This is a genomic window from Enterococcus sp. AZ062, assembly GCF_051715065.1.
Taxonomy (GTDB): domain Bacteria; phylum Bacillota; class Bacilli; order Lactobacillales; family Enterococcaceae; genus Enterococcus_B; species Enterococcus_B mundtii.
This window is the reverse complement of sequence record NZ_JBIOTB010000001.1, coordinates 1,034,029-1,054,696: the sequence shown is the minus strand read 5'-3', so window position 1 is coordinate 1,054,696 and position 20,668 is coordinate 1,034,029. Positions and strand designations below refer to the sequence as shown.

23 protein-coding genes are annotated in these 20,668 nt (G+C 39.2%); 1 reads left to right on the top strand and 22 read right to left on the bottom strand.

Annotated elements, in window-relative coordinates; all coding sequences use genetic code 11:
* Positions 1 to 77: 77 nt before the first annotated feature.
* Positions 78 to 2,360 carry an RNA polymerase recycling motor HelD gene (helD, locus tag IGJ00_RS04965; RefSeq protein WP_142432977.1) on the top strand — a complete coding sequence of 761 codons (2,283 nt, stop codon included), beginning with the start codon at positions 78 to 80 and terminating at the stop codon, positions 2,358 to 2,360.
* Between the two features lie 199 nt (positions 2,361 to 2,559).
* Here the strand turns inward: helD and IGJ00_RS04960 are convergent, their stop codons facing one another.
* From IGJ00_RS04960 to fabF, 22 genes are all read right to left on the bottom strand, one after another.
* A complete protein-coding gene (locus IGJ00_RS04960) occupies positions 2,560 to 3,198 on the bottom strand; it encodes a hypothetical protein (protein WP_071866062.1) in 639 nt (212 codons plus the stop codon).
* A gap of 479 nt (positions 3,199 to 3,677) precedes the next feature.
* Entirely contained in the window at positions 3,678 to 4,397 is a 720-nt protein-coding gene (locus IGJ00_RS04955; protein ID WP_029594248.1) for a YebC/PmpR family DNA-binding transcriptional regulator, read from the bottom strand.
* A 98-nt stretch (positions 4,398 to 4,495) separates the two neighbouring features.
* Positions 4,496 to 5,677 carry a nucleotidyltransferase gene (locus IGJ00_RS04950; protein WP_142432976.1) on the bottom strand — a complete coding sequence of 394 codons (1,182 nt, stop codon included), beginning with the start codon at positions 5,675 to 5,677 and terminating at the stop codon, positions 4,496 to 4,498.
* A 77-nt stretch (positions 5,678 to 5,754) separates the two neighbouring features.
* Positions 5,755 to 6,516, bottom strand: a complete 762-nt coding sequence (locus IGJ00_RS04945; RefSeq protein ID WP_066025699.1) for a class I SAM-dependent DNA methyltransferase — start codon at positions 6,514 to 6,516, stop codon at positions 5,755 to 5,757.
* A 1-nt stretch (position 6,517) separates the two neighbouring features.
* A complete protein-coding gene (gene rsfS, locus IGJ00_RS04940; RefSeq protein ID WP_034688417.1) occupies positions 6,518 to 6,871 on the bottom strand; it encodes a ribosome silencing factor in 354 nt (117 codons plus the stop codon).
* 24 nt (positions 6,872 to 6,895) lie between these two features.
* A complete protein-coding gene (gene yqeK, locus IGJ00_RS04935; protein ID WP_023519420.1) occupies positions 6,896 to 7,480 on the bottom strand; it encodes a bis(5'-nucleosyl)-tetraphosphatase (symmetrical) YqeK in 585 nt (194 codons plus the stop codon).
* Positions 7,470 to 8,117 (bottom strand): nicotinate-nucleotide adenylyltransferase, encoded by a 648-nt coding sequence (locus tag IGJ00_RS04930; RefSeq protein WP_010735862.1) that lies wholly within the window; start codon positions 8,115 to 8,117, stop codon positions 7,470 to 7,472. The genes yqeK and IGJ00_RS04930 overlap by 11 nt, the downstream gene beginning before the upstream one ends.
* A gap of 12 nt (positions 8,118 to 8,129) precedes the next feature.
* Entirely contained in the window at positions 8,130 to 8,441 is a 312-nt protein-coding gene (yhbY, locus tag IGJ00_RS04925; protein ID WP_019724120.1) for a ribosome assembly RNA-binding protein YhbY, read from the bottom strand.
* Between the two features lie 15 nt (positions 8,442 to 8,456).
* A complete protein-coding gene (gene yqeH / locus IGJ00_RS04920) occupies positions 8,457 to 9,566 on the bottom strand; it encodes a ribosome biogenesis GTPase YqeH (RefSeq protein ID WP_071866009.1) in 1,110 nt (369 codons plus the stop codon).
* Entirely contained in the window at positions 9,563 to 10,090 is a 528-nt protein-coding gene (locus tag IGJ00_RS04915) for a YqeG family HAD IIIA-type phosphatase (protein WP_010735865.1), read from the bottom strand. The genes yqeH and IGJ00_RS04915 overlap by 4 nt, the downstream gene beginning before the upstream one ends.
* Before the next feature lie 316 nt (positions 10,091 to 10,406).
* Positions 10,407 to 11,141, bottom strand: coding sequence for an amino acid ABC transporter ATP-binding protein (locus IGJ00_RS04910; protein WP_071866008.1), 735 nt, complete (start codon positions 11,139 to 11,141; stop codon positions 10,407 to 10,409).
* A gap of 13 nt (positions 11,142 to 11,154) precedes the next feature.
* Positions 11,155 to 11,844: an amino acid ABC transporter permease gene (locus IGJ00_RS04905; RefSeq protein ID WP_071866007.1), complete on the bottom strand. Its 690-nt coding sequence runs from the start codon at positions 11,842 to 11,844 to the stop codon at positions 11,155 to 11,157.
* Positions 11,845 to 11,855: 11 nt separating this feature from the next.
* On the bottom strand, positions 11,856 to 12,674 hold the full coding sequence (locus tag IGJ00_RS04900) for a transporter substrate-binding domain-containing protein (RefSeq protein ID WP_071866006.1): 819 nt from the start codon (positions 12,672 to 12,674) through the stop codon (positions 11,856 to 11,858).
* Positions 12,675 to 13,003: 329 nt separating this feature from the next.
* Positions 13,004 to 13,861, bottom strand: a complete 858-nt coding sequence (locus IGJ00_RS04895) for a nucleotidyl transferase AbiEii/AbiGii toxin family protein (protein WP_066025697.1) — start codon at positions 13,859 to 13,861, stop codon at positions 13,004 to 13,006.
* Between the two features lie 12 nt (positions 13,862 to 13,873).
* Entirely contained in the window at positions 13,874 to 14,467 is a 594-nt protein-coding gene (locus tag IGJ00_RS04890) for a type IV toxin-antitoxin system AbiEi family antitoxin domain-containing protein (RefSeq protein WP_066025696.1), read from the bottom strand.
* A gap of 468 nt (positions 14,468 to 14,935) precedes the next feature.
* Positions 14,936 to 15,109 carry a hypothetical protein gene (locus IGJ00_RS04885; RefSeq protein ID WP_181264994.1) on the bottom strand — a complete coding sequence of 58 codons (174 nt, stop codon included), beginning with the start codon at positions 15,107 to 15,109 and terminating at the stop codon, positions 14,936 to 14,938.
* A gap of 359 nt (positions 15,110 to 15,468) precedes the next feature.
* On the bottom strand, positions 15,469 to 16,254 hold the full coding sequence (locus IGJ00_RS04880; RefSeq protein WP_438844157.1) for an acetyl-CoA carboxylase carboxyl transferase subunit alpha: 786 nt from the start codon (positions 16,252 to 16,254) through the stop codon (positions 15,469 to 15,471).
* Complete coding sequence (accD, locus tag IGJ00_RS04875; protein ID WP_062805459.1) at positions 16,247 to 17,116, bottom strand: acetyl-CoA carboxylase, carboxyltransferase subunit beta; 870 nt, start codon at positions 17,114 to 17,116, stop codon at positions 16,247 to 16,249. Before accD ends, IGJ00_RS04880 begins: the two co-directional genes overlap by 8 nt.
* A 1-nt stretch (position 17,117) precedes the next feature.
* Complete coding sequence (locus IGJ00_RS04870) at positions 17,118 to 18,497, bottom strand: acetyl-CoA carboxylase biotin carboxylase subunit (RefSeq protein WP_071866000.1); 1,380 nt, start codon at positions 18,495 to 18,497, stop codon at positions 17,118 to 17,120.
* A 7-nt stretch (positions 18,498 to 18,504) separates the two neighbouring features.
* Positions 18,505 to 18,924, bottom strand: coding sequence for a 3-hydroxyacyl-ACP dehydratase FabZ (fabZ, locus tag IGJ00_RS04865; RefSeq protein WP_010735872.1), 420 nt, complete (start codon positions 18,922 to 18,924; stop codon positions 18,505 to 18,507).
* Positions 18,925 to 18,943: 19 nt separating this feature from the next.
* On the bottom strand, positions 18,944 to 19,423 hold the full coding sequence (accB, locus tag IGJ00_RS04860; protein ID WP_438844156.1) for an acetyl-CoA carboxylase biotin carboxyl carrier protein: 480 nt from the start codon (positions 19,421 to 19,423) through the stop codon (positions 18,944 to 18,946).
* Positions 19,424 to 19,425: 2 nt separating this feature from the next.
* Entirely contained in the window at positions 19,426 to 20,661 is a 1,236-nt protein-coding gene (gene fabF / locus IGJ00_RS04855; RefSeq protein ID WP_010735874.1) for a beta-ketoacyl-ACP synthase II, read from the bottom strand.
* Between the last annotated feature and the right edge of the window lie 7 nt (positions 20,662 to 20,668).

The following is a 20,668-nucleotide window of genomic DNA, read 5'->3' as shown; positions in this document are numbered from 1 at the left end:
TCACTTGTGTACCTTTTTTAGTCAAACTGTGCTATACTTTTAATTCGTTATTTACGGCGGAAGGAGTAAACGATGCAATGAATGAAAGACAATTAGAACAACAGCATGTGGAAGAAACCACACAAATGATCCAACTTGAACAACGCCTATTGAATCGCAAATTAAGCGACTTGACTGAAAAAATGAATGACTCCACAAAAGAAACAGCTAATCACAAAATACGTAGCGGCTCCAACGAGTCTTTTTATGAGTCAGTGGTCGAATACCGCCAACATGAACAAGAATTGCTTTTAAAATACCACACATTAGAATCTCAGCAAAAACGTCTGCAAACATTAGAAGTAATGAAAGAAAGTCCTTACTTTGCTCGTATCGATTTCAAAGAAGAGACGGAAAAAGAAACTCTCTATCTTGGCATCGCCTCATTGAGAGATACAGAAGAAGAAACCATCGTGATCGACTGGCGTGCACCGATCGCTAACCTGTATTACGAAGGAGAAATCGGTCCTGCTTTTTATGAAACAGATGTCGAAAAAATCGACGTCGAACTTCTCTTGAAACGACAGTTCAAAATCGTTGAAGGAAAAATCGTCTCTATGGTCGATACATCTGAAGTCATCAATGATGATTTTCTATTAGAAATCTTGGATGACGCATCAAGTGCTCACATGAAAAACATCGTTTCAACGATCCAAAAAGCACAAAATGCCATCATCCGTGACACCAATAGTAAAGTGATGCTGATCGAAGGAATTGCTGGAAGCGGTAAGACTTCAGCATTACTTCAACGTATCGCATTCATCCTTTATCACAATCGGAAATGGCTGGATGCTGAGAACGTCTTATTGTTCTCACCAAACCATCTGTTTTCTGATTACATCTCCACTGTTTTACCATCTCTTGGTGAAAGTGGTGTTCCGACACAAACCTTCAAAAATTATTTACAGCAATTGGTTCCTGAATTTGAGTTGACTGAAGAAGAACAACAAGAAGTCGGTTTCCTTTCTGGTGCTGATGACCCGATAAAAACGTTGAAATCCGGATTGACTTTCGTTGATCATCTTGAGACTTACATCCAGACGATCACTGATTTTGGTCCATTGTTCCGTGAGATGAAAATCAATGGTCGAACGATCCTATCCAAAGAAGCGATCCGAAGATGGTACCAAGAAACCAATGAACTACTTCCATTGCATCAACGTCTATCTTTATTACAGACAAAGTTATTGAAAAAATTGGGCGGCCTGCAAAAGGATGAAACCCGTCAGAAATGGGTCAAAGAACTTGCAGAAGAACAACTTCAAGAACTATATGCAACCGATCCAAATTTAGAATACACCGAACAAAAAGAAAAATCATTGCGTAAAAAACTCACGAATCAAATCGTGAAAAAAAGATTCCGTAAAGTTCACCGAGGAATTTTACATTATCAATTCGTCAACTTACCGAAACAGTTTCTTCACTTTTTACAAACGATTCCTAAAACGATGTTAACCGCACATGGAATCAGCGAAACTTCTTGGAACGAACATCTTCAAGAAGTCAAAATGAACTTACGGAAAAGAGAATTGCCGCAGGAAGACGCCGTCTTGTACTTCCTATTGATGCGTCGAATCCATCCTGTATCAGTCACACAAAAGGCAAGGTATATTTTCATTGATGAAATGCAAGATTTTGCTCCTTCGCAGGTCGCATTGCTGCAATCAATCTATCCAACTGCCAATCTAACATTTTGTGGGGATCTGAACCAAAATGTTTTTGGGAACGAGACGATCACTGGTTCGCTAGAGTCGCTTTTCCCAGAGAAAGAAGTGACCCAATTCCAATTGACGACGAGCTATCGCTCCACGAAGCAAATCACTGATTTTGCCAATCATTTCTTAGCTCACGACAATCTTGTAGAAACAACGGCTCGTGAAGGTCGCCTACCGTTGATCGTCCAAAGTGATTCATCTGTAAGTAAAATCAATTGGTTGGAACAAACGATCATTGACACGAAAGAGCAAGCAAAATATTGGCGTACTGCGATCATTGGTAAAACAATCGCTGAATGTGAAGCACTCTATGAACAATTGCCTAGTTCGCTAAAAGATCAAGTCCAATTGATTGCGGACGAGTCTGATTTTATGAAACGTTCAATTATTCTTCTTCCTGCTTATCTAGCAAAAGGATTAGAATTTGACCGAGTCTTTTTATGGAATGTCGATGATGCACATTTTAATTCAGGTCATGACAAACAAATCTTATATACGATGTGTACGCGTGCTATGCATGAATTGATCCTCTTCACATCAGCGAAAGACGCTTCTTTTCTACAAACATTGGCTACTGAAAATCATGAGTCTCTCGCTTTAGATTGATTCGTTATTAAAAATAAAAAGCATCAGGAAAATCAGTCCTCTCCCACCACTTTAAACTGAATATACGGCGAGAACAGAAGTAACCTCTTCAAAAAATAAGGCGCCAGCCACAAAAATTGAAAAAACAATTTTCGTGGCTGGCGCCTTATTTCTCGAGGCTAAACACTTCTGTCTCTGCCTCTTTTTATACATCTATCGGTCACAACATCAAATCTGTGTTTGGGTATTTCAAACGAACAAGTGAGACGATCATTCGCAATTCTTCGATATTTTCGGGATATTCTGGGTCAAATACTTTACTATGGCGACCAATCCCTCCATTATCGATCAGACGATAAATACGATTCCAATCCATAAATTGTTCGACTGTTTGGAAATTACTGATCGGGTAACCCCCACTATCCAATATTTCTGATACACGAAAAGCCAAATAAGCTGTATCAATGACTTTTTCTTTTTTCGTATCTACTTTTTGACTTGTCTCAATCAATATCTTTTCTGGTTGATGCTTCAGACTCCAGTCCAATAATAAAAAGAAAGCTTCCATTCGATAATCTTCTTCAAACAACTGAAATGCTGAGTCAGAACGTCGAAAAAGCAATGGAATCAAATATTTTTTTTTATAGATCAGCATGGGCGCGCGATCAACCATACATTCTAGGTAACGATTCAAATAGCCTGTGCCTATATAGTTTCCTAAACGATAGCCTTCTACCCCATAAGGTGCATATTTTTGTGCAAGCTTTGAGCAATCGGTGATATTGACTGCCAACTCTTCTACTTTTTGGTAACCGCTTAGAATACGTTCGAAAGGCTCTAGATTAATTTTTGCTTCCATTATTCTTTCCCCGCCTACATCAAATTACTATTCGTTTACTCACGATACTTTAATAATAACACAGGTTGAAATAGAAATGATAATAAATCACAAAAAAACTGTAACAAATAACACAGGATTTTTAATTTAGCTACTCTGTACTTGTTCTCTTTCTTTCACATCGTATGACTATACTTCATTTTTAGAATCGACAAAAAATCCCTTTACTAGAAAAAGTTGGATAAATAAAAGATCAAAAGCAAAACATGACAATGGCTTTTCAAACAGAATAACGGCTGTTTGTTTTTTAGGAAAATAAAAAAGTGTCTGGACATTCATCCTCTTACAACACTTAAAACGAAACAAACGGCGGGAACAGAAGTATCTCTTCACAAATAAGGCGCCAGCCACAAAAATTTGAAAAACAATTTTCGTGGCTGGCGCCTTATTTCTCGAGGCTAAACACTTCTGCCATGGCCTCTTCTATCCGCTTTATTCAATTAATCTTCTAAGGCAACATTATGGAAGACATGTTGGACATCTTCTAGATCTTCTAATACATCGATCATTTTTTCGAATTGTTCCAAGTCTTCGCCAGTCAACGTCACTTCATTTTGAGGGATCATTTGGATCTCCGCAATTGAAAAGTCAGTGATGCCTTTTTCTTTTAGTGCTTCTTGAATACTGTGGAAATCTGGCACTTCTCCGTAAACGATGATTTGGCCATCTTCTTCCATGACATCACGTACATCGATGTCCTTTTCCATCAAGTATTCTAAGATCTCATCTGCATCTTCACCGGCAAAACCAAAAATCGCGGTATTGTCGAACATATAAGATACTGCCCCAGAAACGCCCATATTTCCGCCGTTTTTACCGAATGCTGCACGCACATCAGCGGCTGTTCGGTTGACGTTGTTGGTCAATGTGTCTACGATCACCATTGAGCCATTTGGTCCAAATCCTTCATAGCGCAATTCAGAGTATGTTTCATCCCCTGAACCTTTTGCTTTTTCGATTGCTCGGTCGATGATATGTTTTGGTACATTGTAAGTTTTAGCGCGTTCAATGACGAAACGTAGTTTTTGGTTAGCGTGTGGGTCAGGGTCACCTGATTTTGCTGCTGCATAGATTTCAATTCCGAACTTCGCATAAACTCGGCTGTTATTTGCATCTTTAGCTGTTTTTTTAGCTACGATATTGGCCCATTTACGTCCCATAGTTTCACTTCGCTTTCTAATTTGATATAAGATAGATTCTTTTTGATTCGTGCGGGAACACACAAAACGTCCTGTTTCATTATACTTGTGAATCAGGTTTATGTGAAGCTTTTTTTCTCTTCGATCGTTTCGATAAAGACTGGTTTTCGCCCAAATACTTGTTCCGCTACCTCGCCACCTAAGCGATAGATTTGATCACTGCGAACGAGTAGTTTTGCCACTTGCGCTTCTTTTTTGCCGATTTTCGCAAAAAGGGCTAAGGTTTTTTTATTTTTGAGACATGCTCTACCTGCTGTTGTAAAGCCCAACACATGGATGTATTCTTGCATCTGTTGCTCTCTCATCTCTTCTTTTTGGATATTTAATAACACGTAGCATGACAAGCGCTGGATCCTCGTCCACGTATAGCGTTTTGTTTTGACTTGTTCGACAAACTCGTAAAATGTATTAGCTGTCTTTGCCGCTTCTAACATCCTGATCTCTAAACCTTCCGTCATCTGGTAGATTTTTTGCAACGAGTCAACGGTGGAAGAAAGAAGACGGTATTTTAGCAAGGGCCAATAGGATGTCCAAGTTTGCAAACTTTCTGTCTTTAAAAATCTCTCTGTCTCTGAGGGAACTGTTGCAGAAATCGATCGACTTTCAGTTAGTGCTTTACGAATCGCTGTGGCACTGGCTATTGTTTCTTCTGATAAGTCTTCATCATGGTAGCCAGCTCCTTTACGGTTGATCGGAACTAATTCCATAGGATGTTCATACGTAGCATTTTCTTTTGCATAGCTCAACCCTAGAATATGATTGGGTGAAGAAAAGTCAAGTGAGATTTCTGGGTAGACATGTTTGAATACCTGTGTCATCTTTTGCGGATAACTCATTGTCTGATCAGGTAATTCTTGAAAAGCTTTGGTGATTTGATCCTGATGGTGCAAAACAAATTGACCGAATGCTTGATAATCGAAGGTCGCTTCATCTTCTGTTCCAAAACATAAATAGTCACAGTTTAATTTTTGCAACAGTTGAACTGCTCCTTTGGCAAAATAATCAGCAGATTGTACTGCCCACTCGATTGGTAATTCAACTACGAGATCCACTCCGTTTTGCAAGGCTACTTCTGCACGTTGCCACTTATCTAAAATCGCCGGTTCACCTCGCTGCAAAAAATTGCCACTCATCACCGCAATCACTACATCGGCACCGGTTCGTTCCCGTGCTTGTTGGACATGGTAAAGATGACCATTGTGAAAGGGATTATATTCAACAATGATGCCACATACTTTCATTCGCTTTTCTCCTTTCGCCTAGTAAAAAAGAAGAGACTAAGCTTTTTGATCCAGCCGTCTCTCCTTTTTATTGTTTGCTAAAGTTCGTCGATTTCGCCTTCTTCTTTCTGGGCGACAAAAAACCAACGTCTGGATTCTTCGTTAGGTGTTTCGTCTGTAAAATCAGCGAATACTTCTACTTTAGCAAATCCGCTATTCTCTAACATCCGCAAGTAGTTTTCTAGTGGATACGTACGTTCTTGATGTAATTCATCCTCACGTGTGAACGTACCGTCTTTTTCTTGTGATTCGACAAAGAATGTCAAATAATGTTCAATGCTATGTTTTTCTTTCCCCGTATAACTGTCCCAAAGAAAGGCAAAATCGTCTCCTTGGTAATGATAACTATACTCCGGAAATACTTGATCGATTTGATAAACGGAATGGACATCAAACAAGAAACGGCCGTTTTCTTCCAATGCCTGATAGACTTCATCGAATACTTGTTGTACTTCTTGATCGTTTTGCATATAGCACAAAGAATCTGAGAAACAAGTGATGGCTTGGTATTGCCCACTCTCTGATAGATCTAACATATTCCCTTCAACAAATTGTACCGTTGCTTCTTCTTCATAGGCACGTTGACTGGCGATCATCAACATTTCTTCTGATAGATCCAAGCCAGTTACATTGTAGCCGTCTTTGGCAAAAGCCACAGCTAATGCTCCTGTACCACAAGCTAGTTCAAGGATGTTTTTAGTTGTTTCAGGCAAATGGCGTTTAGAAAATGCGAGCCATTGTTCATAAAGCCCGTCATCCATGACTTCATCGTAAATAAAGGCAAATGTTTCGTAGGCCATGTTAATCCAACCATTCAGTCAAATCGACAAGTGGCGCATCCGACCATAACTTCTCTAAATTATAAAAACCACGTTCTGGGGCATGGAATACATGGATGATCAAATCACCTAGATCGATCAGAATCCATTTGCCGCCTTCTTTTCCTTCTACGCGTTTTACTTCGTATTTGCTTTCTTCTTCTTTTTCAATGATTTCTTCCACGATGGCATTGATCTGACGTTCACTGTTTGCTGAACAGATCATAAAGTAGTCAGCTAATAGCGACACTTTACGGACGTCTAAAGCTAAAATATCTTCTGCACGTTTTGAATCTGCTGCTTGGACAGCGATTTTTAATTGTTCTTTACTATCGATGATGATTTCCTCCTAATGGGTCAGCTATTTTGCCACCCAATGATTATATGTTTCAATTGTTTTTGGATAAATTTTGCTTTCTTGCGCAATCAAATGTGCTAATGTATGTTTGGTTTCGAATGCAACTGCTTCATCTAAATCGATCATGGCAATCTCACGGGCTTCTTTGACACCTGGAAAAGAACGTCCTGGTTCGATATAGTCAGCCACATAGATGACTTTATCGAGTAAGGACATCTCAGCAGCTCCTGTCGTATGGAGACGGATTGCTTGTAAGATCTCCTCATCAGTGATGCCTAATTCTCGTTCAACAAATGATGCACCGACTAATCCGTGCCAAATTGCATTTCCATAAGCTAATAACTCTGGGTCAAGTTGCTCACGTTCGATGAATAAGATAAACTCATCGTCTGGTCGTTCTTTCGCATAATCATGTGTCAATGCGGCGATACTCGCTTTTTCTGGCGAGCAACCATACCTTTCAGCAAGTGCAACAGCTGTTTGTTCTACACCCAAGACATGTTTGAAGCGCTGTTCACTCATTCTCATTTGGACTTTTTGCATCAAAATTTCTCGAGTATAGGCCGTATAATCTGTACTATAATTCATGTTGATACAATCCTTCTTTCTGAATATAATCCAAGACTTTATCTGGGATCAAATAACGGACGGAACAACCTTGTTGAATTTTTTGACGAATCTTTGTCGAACTTAGATCAATCTCAGGGACATCGACCCAGATCACAGGATACGGGGTTTCCACTTGATACCCACGTCGATGGATACCGACAAAGTGGACCATTGTCAATAACTCGTCGATTTTGTACCACTTTGGTAAATATTCGACCATATCACCGCCGATGATAAAATAGTAGTCCGTATCAGGATTATTTTGAGTCAAAGCCTTCATCGTGTCATACGTATAGCTTTTGCCGCCTCGTTCGATTTCAATCGTTTCAATCGTTAGAAAAGGATTGTCTTCGATCGCAAGTTCCAGCATGTTTAAGCGATGTTCTGCCGGTATAGTTGGCTTTTCATCCACATGAGGTGGTTGATAGGAAGGCATTAAACAGACATGGTCTAGTCCTAAATTCTGTCCTGCTTGTTCTGCCATCACTAGATGGGCTAGATGCACAGGATTGAAAGTTCCGCCCAAGATCCCCACCTGTTTTCTTTTCTCATAAAGATGGGGCATTTCTTTTGGAAATACTTGAGGTCGAACAAAGGATTTCGCTTGCGATTTCATCTTCGTCACTCCTTAGATTGCATGTACTTCTTTAGATATCCGTTGGTATTTCTCTTTAGATGATGCTTTGTATAAAACAAGCACGCGTCCGATGATCTGAACCACTTCACATGCGATGGCTTGTTCTAATACTTGTGCCACATCTTCCGCGATTTCATCTGTATTTTGCAACAATGATACTTTGATCAATTCTCTTTTTTCAAGTGCTTCTTCGATTTGGACGATCATCGCTTCATTGATCCCACCTTTACCGATTTGGAAAATCGGTTGTAGATGGTGTGCCTGACTACGTAAAAATCGTTTTTGCTTTCCTCTTAAACTCATGTTTTTCCTTCTTTCTTAAATCAGTGCTTTTCTTCTTAACACATGTACCCCTTTTGGCGCCCAGCCTGCGATGACTGCTGGTTCCGTTACCGTGATCCAGCCTAGTCCTGCAAAGACGATATCTGTCTTTTCTTTTACAGAAAACTCAAAGCGAACAAGTTCAGGGAATTCACTGACTTCATTCGGACGTGGTGGTTGCAATAAGCCGCCTACATGTTTTTCATAAAAAGCATCGGCTTTTTCTAATTTTGTCCGATGTAAATTGACATCATTTGATACATAAGCAATAAATGAACCTCGTTTGCCACTGATAAAGTCGAATCGAGCTAATCCTCCAAGGAAAAGCGTTTGACCTTCATTCAGCTGATACACCTTAGGCTTGATTTCCTTTGTCGGTGCGATGATACGTAAGTCTTTTTTGCCTAAATAGTGGGCCATTTGATGACGATGGATAATTCCTGGTGTATCGATCAAAAATTGGCCATCATCCAATGGGATCTCGATTTTGTCTAACGTTGTTCCTGGGAACTGCGAAGTCGTGATCACTTCTTGGACACCTGCCGTATTTTTGATGATCTGATTGATCAATGTCGATTTTCCGACATTCGTCACACCAACGATATATACATCTCGACCCTCACGATATTTTTCGATTTTCTCTAGAAGTGTTGTCATTTCAGGTGCTTTTTTTGCGCTTGTCAACAACACCTCAACAGGTCTTAGCCCTGCTTCATGGGCACGCTCATTCATCCATTGGATCATTTTTGATTTTTTCAATGATTTAGGTAAAATATCGACTTTATTTCCTACCAAAAGAACAGGATTATTGCCGACAAAACGATGTAAACCAGGAATCAGTGAGCCGTTGAAATCAAAGATATCAACCACATTGACGATCAATGCGTCTTTTTGTCCTAATTCATTTAGTAATCGCAAGAAATCATCATCTGTCAATGATACATCTTGGATCTCATTATAATGTCTCAAACGGAAACAACGTTGACAATAAACATCCCCTGTTGCTAACCCTTTTTCGAGTGCTGCTTTTGGTGTATAGCCTAATTCATCAGGATATTCTGTTTGGATCATCACGCCACAACCGATACATTGCAATTCTTCGTTCATTCAATGCCACCTCGCCAATCCATATCTGGATGTTTCTTTACTAAATAACTCATGATCTTACGTTCCCAGAACCGATTGAATTTCGTCTTCCAACTATCAGTTTCAATGATTGGTTTAACTAAGACACTACGGATACCGGCACTATTCGCGCCACGAATATCGGTCATGATCTGATCACCGATCATGATGATCTCTTCATCTGCCAGATCCAACATTTTTTTTGCTTTATTGATTCCCACTGGCAAAGGCTTCAACGCTCTTGCAACATAAAGTAGCTCAAATTTTTTAACTGCACGAGCTACGCGTTCTGAGTTGTTGTTAGAAACAACGACTACTGGTATGCCCGCATTTCTCATTTCTAAAATCCAAGTGAACAATTCTTCCGTTCCATCTGGATTATTCCAAGCAATCAGTGTATTATCAAGGTCCGTCAAGACGGCTTTGATCCCTAGTTTTTTCAGTTGTGCAGGGGTAATTTTATAGACGGCTTCTACCATCCATGTAGGTTTATAATTTGAAAACATGTTGTCTCCTCATCTGCAAAAAATGAAGGAGCACGATATGTACTCCTCAACCCCATATTATACTGTAAAATCTAAAAAAAAACTACCTCTATACATTAAACCTTTTAATGGAGGGAATAACAGAAGGAACCAACTCCAAAAAATAAGCAACCAGCTCATAAAATAGATTCTTCTATTTCTGGAGTTGGTTGCTTATTACTGAAAGAGTTACTTTTGGAACATCATTCATACAATTTTAGAAAAACCTAAAGAACTGAAATCACTATCCATAGGTAATGTTGGAAAAAGAGCGCCATTCCTTATATCTTAATTTTTACTACAGTACTTTGGCCAAAAAATCGATGGTCCGAGGCTGGCTCGTCCGCTCCAGCACTTCACTAGGTGTCCCCTCTTCCACGATCTGTCCTTGATCCATAAAGATGATTCGATCACCCACTTCTTTCGCAAAGCCGATTTCATGAGTGACAATGACCATCGTCATCCCTTCTTGTGCCAATTGCAACATAACCGAGAGTACTTCACCCACCATTTCTGGATCAAGTGCCGAAGTGGGCTCATCGAACAACATGACGTCTGGTTGCATTGCCAACGCTCGGGCAATCGCTATCCGTTGCTGCTGTCCACCTGATAAAGAGTAAGGATAGGCGGTGGCTTTATCTGACAAGCCAACTTTTGCCAATAATTCCAAAGCGATCGCCTCGGCTTCTTTCTTAGGCATTTTTTTCACTTTGATTGGTGATAAGGTGATATTTTCTAATACTGTCATATTGGGAAATAGATTGAACTGTTGAAAAACCATGCCCATTTTTTCTCTTGTTTTAAAAATATCGTGTTGCTTGTGTGTGATATCCGTTCCCTCAAACTCCACCGTACCAGCTGTAGGGGATTCGAGTAGATTCAAACAACGGAGAAACGTACTTTTTCCTGAACCTGAAGGACCGATGATCACCACGACCTCCCCGGCGGAAATGGTCGTAGTAATTCCTTTCAATACTTCTGTTTCTGCAAATGATTTACTTAGCTGTTTGATCGATACTATTGATTTTTCCATACGACATTCTCTCCTAACGTTGATACCCTTTTCCGAGTTTTTTCTCCCAACTACTCAACAACCGCGATGTTACAAAGGTCATAACGAAGTATAACCCTGCGGCAATAAAATAAGGTTCCAATGGGATATAGGAGTTTGAGATAACGATTTGAGCAGATCCCATCAATTCATTGATACCGATCACTGTCAGTAAAGAAGAATCTTTGATCAACGTGACAAACTCATTTCCTAATGGTGGCAAAATATTTCTCAACGCTTGTGGGAAAATGACATAACGCATCGCCTGTACAGGACGTAAGCCTAGTGAATACGAAGCTTCTGTTTGTCCCATATCAACAGCCGCAATTCCTCCACGGATGATTTCAGCAACATACGCCCCAGAGTTCAGTGATAATACGATGATTCCTGGTATCAAACGCCCTAAGTCGATCGTTAAAATCCCCACGGACCAATCCACCGCTGGAAAGAAACGTTGCAATAAGATGAATCCGATCATGATCTGCAATAACATCGGTGTGCCTCTTAGTAATTCGATATAACTATTAGCTAACCAATTCAAAGGCTTGATCTTTGAGCGCTTCATCAGTGCCATGGCTAGGCCAATCATTGTACCAAAGATGACTGTCAAGATCGAAATGACGATCGTAACGACCGCGCCGGATAAAAAATACGGTAAGTACTTATCTAAAAACGAAAAATTCACACTGCGTCCCTCTATTCTGTCGCTGTTTGTTCAGCTAGTTCATGATTTTTTTTGATGAATTCATCGATTTTTCCCTCATCACTTAGTTTTTTGATAATTTTATTCAACTCTTCTTGTAATTCTGTACTTCCTTTTGGCAAGGCAATAGCAAAAGCTTCATCATCTGATTGTTCCAAAGGAATATCTGCAATCATCAAGTTGGGATTTTGAGCGATATATGCTTCGGCAATCGTTTGTTCAACGACCATGCCATCCAGCGAACCTTGATTGATCTCGATCACCATATTTGGTACTTTATCGATCGTGACTACTTTAGCTTCTTTGATTTGTTCGTTGATCACCGCTTCTTGGATCGAGCCTTTTTGCGCCCCTAAGCTTTTACCTGCCAAGCGATCAATGCTTGTTAACGTGTCTTCATCTTTTTTATTGATCACGAGAACTTGTGGCGGATTATAGTAATTATCGGTGAAATCAAATTGTTCTTTCCGTTCTGCGGTCGCTGAAATTGCTGAAATCGCTACATCGACTTTTCCTTCTTTTAAAGAGGCTAGCACTGTATTGAAACTCATATCTGAAAGCTCCAGTTTCACACCAAGTTCATCTGCAATGGCATTTGCTAAATCAATGTCTGATCCGACGATTTGATCTTTCCCATCGACGATCGTATGAAATTCAAACGGCGCATAATCAGCAGATGTTGCTACTTTCAATACACCACTTTCCTTGATTTCTGCCAATTGATCGTTTGATTCTGCTGCATCCCCATTACCACACGCTCCTAATGCAAATGTTGTAACTAAAAATAAAATAATTCCTGAAATCTTTTTCATTATCTCGCCCCTTATTCATTTTGTTCTGTCATTATAGCATGGAAATTTCAAAAATAAACTATTTTTTGTATATTTATTTAATTTAATTCGTTTTTATGCTCTTAAAATGAATAATATAAACGAAAAAAGAATATTTATTTTAATGTTTCAAGGAAAGAAATGAAAAAAGCCGAGAACCAAGTCTCAGCTTTTTTTATTTGATTTTCAGTCTATTTTACTTTGTTTCTCAAGGCCAAACACCTCTGTACCAAGCTCATTGGTTCCGCTGATTTACGCTAAATCACACAATTAATATCGTTTGCCATCTTGATTTGTTCAATTCTTGTAAACTATTGTTTTCTTTCTTGATTTTCAATTTTGATTACATTTTGCATTAAATAAGCAACTCCGTTAACTGTATCTGCAAATGAAATAGAATTCGCAAAAGAATTTACCGAGCGATATTTGTCCCATAGTTTTTCCAAATAATCGCTCTCTTTGATCTTTTCCATTTCCCTTTCATAATAAAAAGATAACAGTTTATTGTCTCCACGTTTTGTAAATGTATTTCGGACACTTTTATATAGCTCTTTCATATCAATATTTTCTAGTTTTGGGATGGCAAATAGGTCGTAGTAATCTTTCAATCTCGAATTATCTGTCCCAAAGCTAAATGTAGCACTCAGCTTTTCTGCAATAATCTGTTCTGTTGGATAAGCTGGAATCTCTACTTTTTTATCTTCAAACATCAATTGATGATAATGTATATCTACTTCAGGATAAATAGAATCTCCTGTTGTTACATCCAATTTAAATGGGACACGTATTTTTTCTAAATGAGCTATCAATTTAATTTGAAACCCAGGATAAAAATCAATTTCCCTTGTTTCTTTAATCTCTTGAATAGAGAAAACAATCCCCTCTTTCGTAGGTTTACTAGTTAGCTCATTAAAGATGTTCTTCAATTTTTCTTTAGTTAATTTGCTATTTCTAAATGTCGTATCAATATCAATTGTTGTTCTTCTATCGATTCCATATTTTGAACCCAATAGAAAGCCACCTTTTAAAATAAAGTCATTTTTATACTTCGATTCAGAGATTTGTTCAACTAAGCGATCCATCATAAAATGCCTTTGAACTAACTGTGCATTTAATCCTATACTTTTTGCAAGATTTCTTGTTTTTGCTGTAAATTGTGTAGGGGTCATATTTTCTCTCCATCAATACAAACTCTGCATATGATATTTCATTTCTTTTTCTACATGTAGTTTTGTCATATAATCTCTTAATTTACTTGGGTCTCTCATAGGATCTCTCATGTACTCTTTTAAAGCTTCTAATTTCATTTCGTATTCAATTTCATATCTCGGATTCCAAATATCACAAAGGGTACGTTCCTTATCGTATATAGTAATAGGATTTCCTTGAAAGGAAGTTCCCTCTACTTTCCCTAGCTCGTATACTTCCTTCTTCACAAAATGAAATTGTAACTGTTGCTCTTTTGTAATTGAACGATCCACATTATAGCCATGTGGAAAAGTCAAATGAATGAAGTTCGGCATGTTTGTAGAAAGTTGATATATATCTAATGTCGTTTCATGAGAAAATATTCCTCTGGAAAATCGTTGCTGAAGACAAAATAAATCATCGATTCCATGACCAGTCTCTACATAATACCCACGATCAACTTTCATCAACATTCCTTGATTCACCAATCTTTGTACAGTAGTTGCTGAAATTCCTAATTTTCTAGCTTCCTTCATAGATAAATTTCCATCGCGAATACGCAACAACTCTTTCAACTTAGCTTGCATCTAATCCCCTCACTTACGTTACAAATACACTACATTAAACTTATCATAATAGTGTAATTGTAACAAGGCATTCTTTATGCGGAAAAGAAATGGGAGATTACTGTGTGTAATGAATGTTTCACGAATGTCTGGACAATATAACTTCCTGAAAGCTATACCAAGACGATAAGATACGTTAACATGTTTATGCACACACCAAGAACGCCTTACGCTGTAACTATTTAAAGGGTCTGCTTGAATAGTTAAGTGCCAATATCCAAGCACTAAAAAGAAATGCCTATGGTTTCAACAGCTTTTAAAATTTCAAATCAAGAATCCTGATTTGGTACAGAAAAATATTTTTAATCAATTAAAAGAACAGGGAAAAGATGGTGCCCCCTTCTTTCTGTTCAAATTATTCTGAAATTCCTCTTCTTCAAAAATCATTTTGCAAGAAGAGGAATTTTTTTAGGCTACTCCTTTACTCAACTATTCCTCATCCCCTGACACAAAACTATATTCAATCTTATGTATGTCAGCTAAGCGATTCCCCGTTTCATCTATCCAAGATAATTCTTTTCGATAATCCTTTCCGACTAATGTTGTCGTTTTCTTCTCCTGATTGACTTCGACTGTTACATATTTGATTTCTTTAACAAACATTTGAAAAAGTTCAGTCGTTTTTAAGTCTTGTTCTGCGGTTGTAAAATCAGATGTTAAAAATCATTCATTTTTTTATTTGCAATTATTTCATCAACAATAAAAAGTCCATCTAAATTAGAACACATTATCTAACCACCCATACAACTACTTGTTTTATCATTTAACTCGTAAAATAAGTATAAAAACAAGTTATTATCAAAAAAATATATGTTTTTCCTAATTTATTTCTTTTTTTAACTAGTAAATCATGCATATAATCACGTTAAATATACAAATCATAAACCAATTACTATACCTTCATATGATAAATCAGAAAAAACTGTAGAGTAAACTCTCTACAGTTAAATCAAAAAATCTTCTTAATATTTACGAAAACGTTGGTAGCGTTGTTCGATCAATTCTTCGGTTGGTTTCTTACAGAGTTCGGTCAGTTTTTCGATCAATGCTTTTTGCATCATACGCGCAACTTTTTCTTTGCCTAAATGCTCTCCATTGAATGTTTCGGGAATCACTCGATCGATGACGTCTAACTCTAATAATTCACCAGCAGCGACTTTCATCAATTCAGCGGCTTCGGCTGCTCGGCTGCCGTCTTTCCAAAGAATCGAAGCAAAGCCTTCTGGTGATAAAACAGCATAGATCGTTTGTTCTAACATCCAGACTTCATCGGCTAAGGCTAAGGCTAAAGCCCCGCCACTACCGCCTTCACCAATAATGATACTGATGATTGGTACCTTCAAATCCGACATTTCTAATAAATTACGGGCAATCGCTTCCCCTTCACCACGTTCTTCTGCACCGATTCCACAATAGGCACCAGCAGTGTTGATCAACGTAATGACCGGACGGTTGAATTTTTCTGCTTGCTTCATTAAACGCAGTGCTTTACGATAACCTTCCGGATGAGGAGAACCAAAATTCCGGCGAATATTTTCTTGTAAGTCACGACCTTTTTGGATGCCAATGACGGTCACAGGTTTTCCGGCTAGTTTTGCCACACCTCCGACAATCGCTTCATCATCACCAAATAAGCGATCACCATGAAACTCTTGGAAGCCTTCAAAAATCGTTTCAAAAAAATCAAGACTTGTCCAACGATCTTTTGCTCGCGCCAGTTGGACGATATCATGAGCAGTTTTATTCATGGTTGATCCATCCTTTCTGCGTATGCAATTCTAGTAATTGATGGATCGTATCCTTGAGTTCTTTTCGTGGAACGATTTGATCCACAAAGCCATGTTCCAGTAAAAATTCTGCTTTTTGGAAATCTTCTGGTAGTTCTTGTTTGATCGTTTGTTCAATCACTCGGCGGCCAGCAAAGCCGATCAAACTTTGTGGTTCAGCTAAGATGATATCCCCTTCCATCGCAAAGCTGGCGGTAACACCACCTGTCGTCGGATCTGTTAAGACAGTCAAATAAAATAGCTGTTTATTGCTATGACGTTTGACCGCTGCGGAGATTTTGGCCATTTGCATGAGAGAGAAAATCCCTTCTTGCATCCGGGCGCCCCCTGAAGCAGTGAACAATACGACGGGTAATTTTTTACTCGCCGCACGTTCAAACAAGCGTGTGATCTTTTCCCCTACGATCGTGCCCATACTTCCCATGATAAAATTAGGGTCCATGACACCGATAGCAAAAGGAATACCTTTAATAGTCGCTTGACCAGTTAGAACTGCTTCATGTAAGCCAGTCTTTTCTTGCATCTTGCCAATCTTTTCTTGATAATCAGGAAAATCAAGGGGATCTTTCGTGACGAGATCCGTATCCCATTCCTCTAAACTTTTCTCATCAATGATCAACGCTAATCGCTGCCATGCGCCGATCCTAAAGTTATAACTACAGTGTGGACATACTTTTTCTTCCCCAATATCTTTTGTGTAGATGATATGTTTACAATTCGGGCATTTCGCCCACATATTGTCAGGGACCGATGGTGCATTCGTTGGCTTGATTTCTCGATTAGGATTGATTCGAATGTATTTTTTCTTTTTGAATAAAGCCATCTTATTCGTCTCCTATCTCCGTCTCGGGAATCCAGTTTGGTAAAAACTCTTCTTGTAAGAATGCGGTACTGTAATCACCAGCAATCACTGCAGGGTGACTGATCAGATCCATTTGGAATTCAGCATTCGTGATCACGCCATCTGTCACGATCTCGCTCAATGCCCGTTGCATTTTCATCAACGCATCGAAACGTGTATCGCCATGTACGATGACCTTAGCAATCATTGAATCATAATAAGGGGGAATCGTGTAACCTGAATAAACCGCACTATCGACCCTTAATCCCATACCACCAGCTGGTAGCAACAAATTCTTGATTTTGCCTGGTGAAGGAGCGAAATGAAATGCTGGATTTTCTGCATTGATCCGGCATTCGATCGCATGCCCTTGGAAAATGATATCTTCTTGTTGGATCTCTAGTGGTCGTCCGGCCGCAACCTCGATTTGTTTTTTGACAAGATCGATATTTGTGACCATTTCTGTTACTGGATGTTCAACTTGGATGCGGGTGTTCATTTCCATAAAATAAAAATCACCGGATTCATCCATTAAAAATTCGATCGTTCCTGCATTTTCATAGTTCACTGCCTTTGCTGCTCTAACAGCTGCTGCACCTAAGTGATTTCGTTTTTCTTCAGAGATCACAACAGATGGTGATTCTTCTAAGACTTTTTGATTATTTCGTTGTAAGGAACAATCACGTTCACCTAGATGCAGAACATGACCAAATTGATCACCTAATATTTGCACTTCAATATGTCTTGCGGGATAAATGATTTTTTCCAAATACATATCATCGTTACCAAAAGCAGCTGCTGCCTCTTGTTGGGCGGATGAAAAATGTTGTGGTAATTCTTCTTTTGACAAGACTTTGCGGATTCCTTTACCGCCACCACCAGCGGCGGCTTTGAGCATCACTGGATAGCCAATTTTTTCTGCCACTTCCAGTGCTTCTTCAACAGTCGATAGCACACCATCACTACCTGGGATCACAGGAACATCTGCTTGTTGCATCAACTGACGTGCGTTGATTTTATTTCCCATATCATCGATCGTTTTGCTTTTAGGTCCAATAAAGACGATATTACATTCTTCACACATCGAAGCAAATCGACTGTTCTCTGATAAGAATCCAAATCCAGGATGGATTGCTTCTGCTTTTGTAACGATGGCTGCACTTAGAACTGCTTGTACATTCAAATAGGAATCTGTTGCTCTTGCAGGACCGATGCAGACGGCTTCATCTGCTAATTGTGTGTGTAATGCCTCCGCATCCGCTTCAGAATAGACCGCAACGGTTTGGATTCCAAGCTCACGGCAGGCACGAATGATCCGTACGGCTATTTCGCCGCGATTTGCTATCAAGACTTTTGAAAACATAACTCACCTATCCAATCATAAAGGTTAATTCAGCTTCAGCAACTTTTTTGCCGTCCACTTTTGCAATTCCTTTGCCTATTCCTGCAGAAGACTTGATTTTAGTGATTTCCACTTCTAATATCAACGTATCTCCAGGAGTCACTTTTTTACGAAACTTCGCTTTATCTAATCCGCCAAAGTAAGCAGTTTTTCCTTTGAACTGTTCCAATGATAATAGAGCTACTGCTCCTGCTTGGGCCATCGCTTCTACGATCAAAACCCCAGGCATCACAGGTTCTTCTGGAAAATGTCCTTGGAAAAAAGGTTCATTGATCGTCACATTTTTTTTAGCAACGATCCGTTCACCTTCGACGATTTCTTCCACTCGATCAATCAGCAACAGCGGATAGCGATGAGGGATGATTTCTTTGATTTCTTGTATATTCATAGGTCTGGTTCTCCTTGGCTTAATTTGGTTGGATGATAAAGAGTGGTTGTCCGTATTCTACGACTTCTTCATTGTCGATCAAGATCGCAACGATCTCACCATCGACATCACTGGTTACTTCGTTCATCAATTTCATTGCTTCGATGATACAGATCACTTCACCCTTAGAAACTTTGTCTCCTACTTTTTTGAATGCTGGCTTGTCAGGAGATGGTTGTAGATAGACGATTCCAACGATTGGTGATTTCACTTCAGTCCCATCAATTGTCGGCGCAACTGCTTCTGCTTGAATAGAATGGCTTTCTTCTTTTGGTAAAGCCGGTACAACTTGTTGAGGTTGAGGTTCAGAAGGACTCATTGTTGGTACTGTTTGTCCCATTCCCCGACTCATTTCATTTTTATTCATATATAATTCAAATTGTCCGTCTTTCAAGTCAAATTCTGTTAAAGTTGACTGATCAAATTGACTGACTAATTCTTTGATTTCATTGATCTTCAACATTATTCCTCCCAGCGTTTCATACATAATACAGCATTATGTCCACCAAATCCTAGTGAATTACTCATGGCATAAGACAGTTCAGCTGGTTTACTTTCATTGATCACAACGTTCAGATCGATTTCAGGATCTTGTTTTTCAACATTGATGTTTGGTGGAATAAACTGATGTTCTAACGCCATCAAAGTAGCAAGCGCCTCAATCCCACCTGCAGCACCTAATAAGTGTCCAGTCATTGATTTCGTACTGCTGACATAGGTTTCTTTGAAAGAGTCTCCTAAAGCGATTTGGATCGCTTTAGCTTCTGCTTGATCATTTGCTGGTGTACTTGTTCCGTGTGCATTGATATAGCCCACTTCTTTAGCATCGATCCCCGCTTCTTCCATCGCCAATTTCATTGCTTTTGAGGCACCAGAACCATCTGGTGTCGGAGCTGTCATATGGTAAGCATCACAATTTGAGCCGTAACCCACAACTTCACCATAGATTTTTGCGCCACGAGCTTGTGCATGTTCCAGTGATTCAAGAACTAATACTCCTGCCCCTTCACCCATGACAAAGCCATTACGGTCTTCATCAAATGGCATCGAACCACGCTCAGGATCTGTCGATGTTGACAAAGCAGTCAATGCCGCAAATCCGGCGATCCCCATTTCACAGATCGTTGCTTCTGTTCCACCTGCAAGAATGATATCGGAATAACCATGTTTGATGTTGCGGAATGCTTCACCAATGGCATTCGTTCCACTGGCACAAGCAGTCACGATCGACGTACAAATTCCTTTCGCCCCTACACGTAGCGCAATATTACCAGCTGCCATATTGGCGATCGACATTGGAACAAACATTGGTGATACACGATTTGCTCCTTTGTCGTGCATGCGGATGACTTGGCTTTCGATCGTTGGTAACCCACCGATCCCAGAGCCAACGATAACGCCAAAACGATCTTGGTTGATCGTTTCTTTTTCAATTCCACTCATTGTCAATGCTTCCATTGCAGCATAAATGCCGTAGATTGAAAACATATCCATACGTTTGCTATCTTTTTTTACAAAATATTTATCAAAAGGAAAGTCTTTCACTTCACCTGCTAAAGTGATTCCTGTGTCTGTTGCATCAAATTTTGTGATCGGTGCAATGCCATTTGTCCCAGCTTTTAAACTAGCTAAAAAACTATCTGCATCATTACCGATCGGTGAAGTGACTCCATAACCTGTAATTACTACTCGATTCATAAATTTT

Excerpts from the sequence above, each read along its gene's own strand:
- helD (WP_142432977.1), top strand. The coding sequence starts at position 78 with ATGAATGAAAGACAATTAGAACAACAGCATGTGGAAGAAACCACACAA.
- IGJ00_RS04960 (WP_071866062.1), bottom strand. The coding sequence starts at position 3,198 with ATGGAAGCAAAAATTAATCTAGAGCCTTTCGAACGTATTCTAAGCGGT.
- IGJ00_RS04955 (WP_029594248.1), bottom strand. The coding sequence starts at position 4,397 with ATGGGACGTAAATGGGCCAATATCGTAGCTAAAAAAACAGCTAAAGAT.
- IGJ00_RS04950 (WP_142432976.1), bottom strand. The coding sequence starts at position 5,677 with ATGAAAGTATGTGGCATCATTGTTGAATATAATCCCTTTCACAATGGT.
- IGJ00_RS04945 (WP_066025699.1), bottom strand. The coding sequence starts at position 6,516 with ATGGCCTACGAAACATTTGCCTTTATTTACGATGAAGTCATGGATGAC.
- yqeK (WP_023519420.1), bottom strand. The coding sequence starts at position 7,480 with ATGAATTATAGTACAGATTATACGGCCTATACTCGAGAAATTTTGATG.
- IGJ00_RS04930 (WP_010735862.1), bottom strand. The coding sequence starts at position 8,117 with ATGAAATCGCAAGCGAAATCCTTTGTTCGACCTCAAGTATTTCCAAAA.
- yhbY (WP_019724120.1), bottom strand. The coding sequence starts at position 8,441 with ATGAGTTTAAGAGGAAAGCAAAAACGATTTTTACGTAGTCAGGCACAC.
- yqeH (WP_071866009.1), bottom strand. The coding sequence starts at position 9,566 with ATGAACGAAGAATTGCAATGTATCGGTTGTGGCGTGATGATCCAAACA.
- IGJ00_RS04915 (WP_010735865.1), bottom strand. The coding sequence starts at position 10,090 with ATGTTTTCAAATTATAAACCTACATGGATGGTAGAAGCCGTCTATAAA.
- IGJ00_RS04910 (WP_071866008.1), bottom strand. The coding sequence starts at position 11,141 with ATGGAAAAATCAATAGTATCGATCAAACAGCTAAGTAAATCATTTGCA.
- IGJ00_RS04900 (WP_071866006.1), bottom strand. The coding sequence starts at position 12,674 with ATGAAAAAGATTTCAGGAATTATTTTATTTTTAGTTACAACATTTGCA.
- IGJ00_RS04895 (WP_066025697.1), bottom strand. The coding sequence starts at position 13,861 with ATGACCCCTACACAATTTACAGCAAAAACAAGAAATCTTGCAAAAAGT.
- IGJ00_RS04890 (WP_066025696.1), bottom strand. The coding sequence starts at position 14,467 with ATGCAAGCTAAGTTGAAAGAGTTGTTGCGTATTCGCGATGGAAATTTA.
- IGJ00_RS04885 (WP_181264994.1), bottom strand. The coding sequence starts at position 15,109 with ATGTTTGTTAAAGAAATCAAATATGTAACAGTCGAAGTCAATCAGGAG.
- IGJ00_RS04880 (WP_438844157.1), bottom strand. The coding sequence starts at position 16,254 with ATGAATAAAACTGCTCATGATATCGTCCAACTGGCGCGAGCAAAAGAT.
- accD (WP_062805459.1), bottom strand. The coding sequence starts at position 17,116 with ATGGCTTTATTCAAAAAGAAAAAATACATTCGAATCAATCCTAATCGA.
- IGJ00_RS04870 (WP_071866000.1), bottom strand. The coding sequence starts at position 18,497 with ATGTTTTCAAAAGTCTTGATAGCAAATCGCGGCGAAATAGCCGTACGG.
- fabZ (WP_010735872.1), bottom strand. The coding sequence starts at position 18,924 with ATGAATATACAAGAAATCAAAGAAATCATCCCTCATCGCTATCCGCTG.
- fabF (WP_010735874.1), bottom strand. The coding sequence starts at position 20,661 with ATGAATCGAGTAGTAATTACAGGTTATGGAGTCACTTCACCGATCGGT.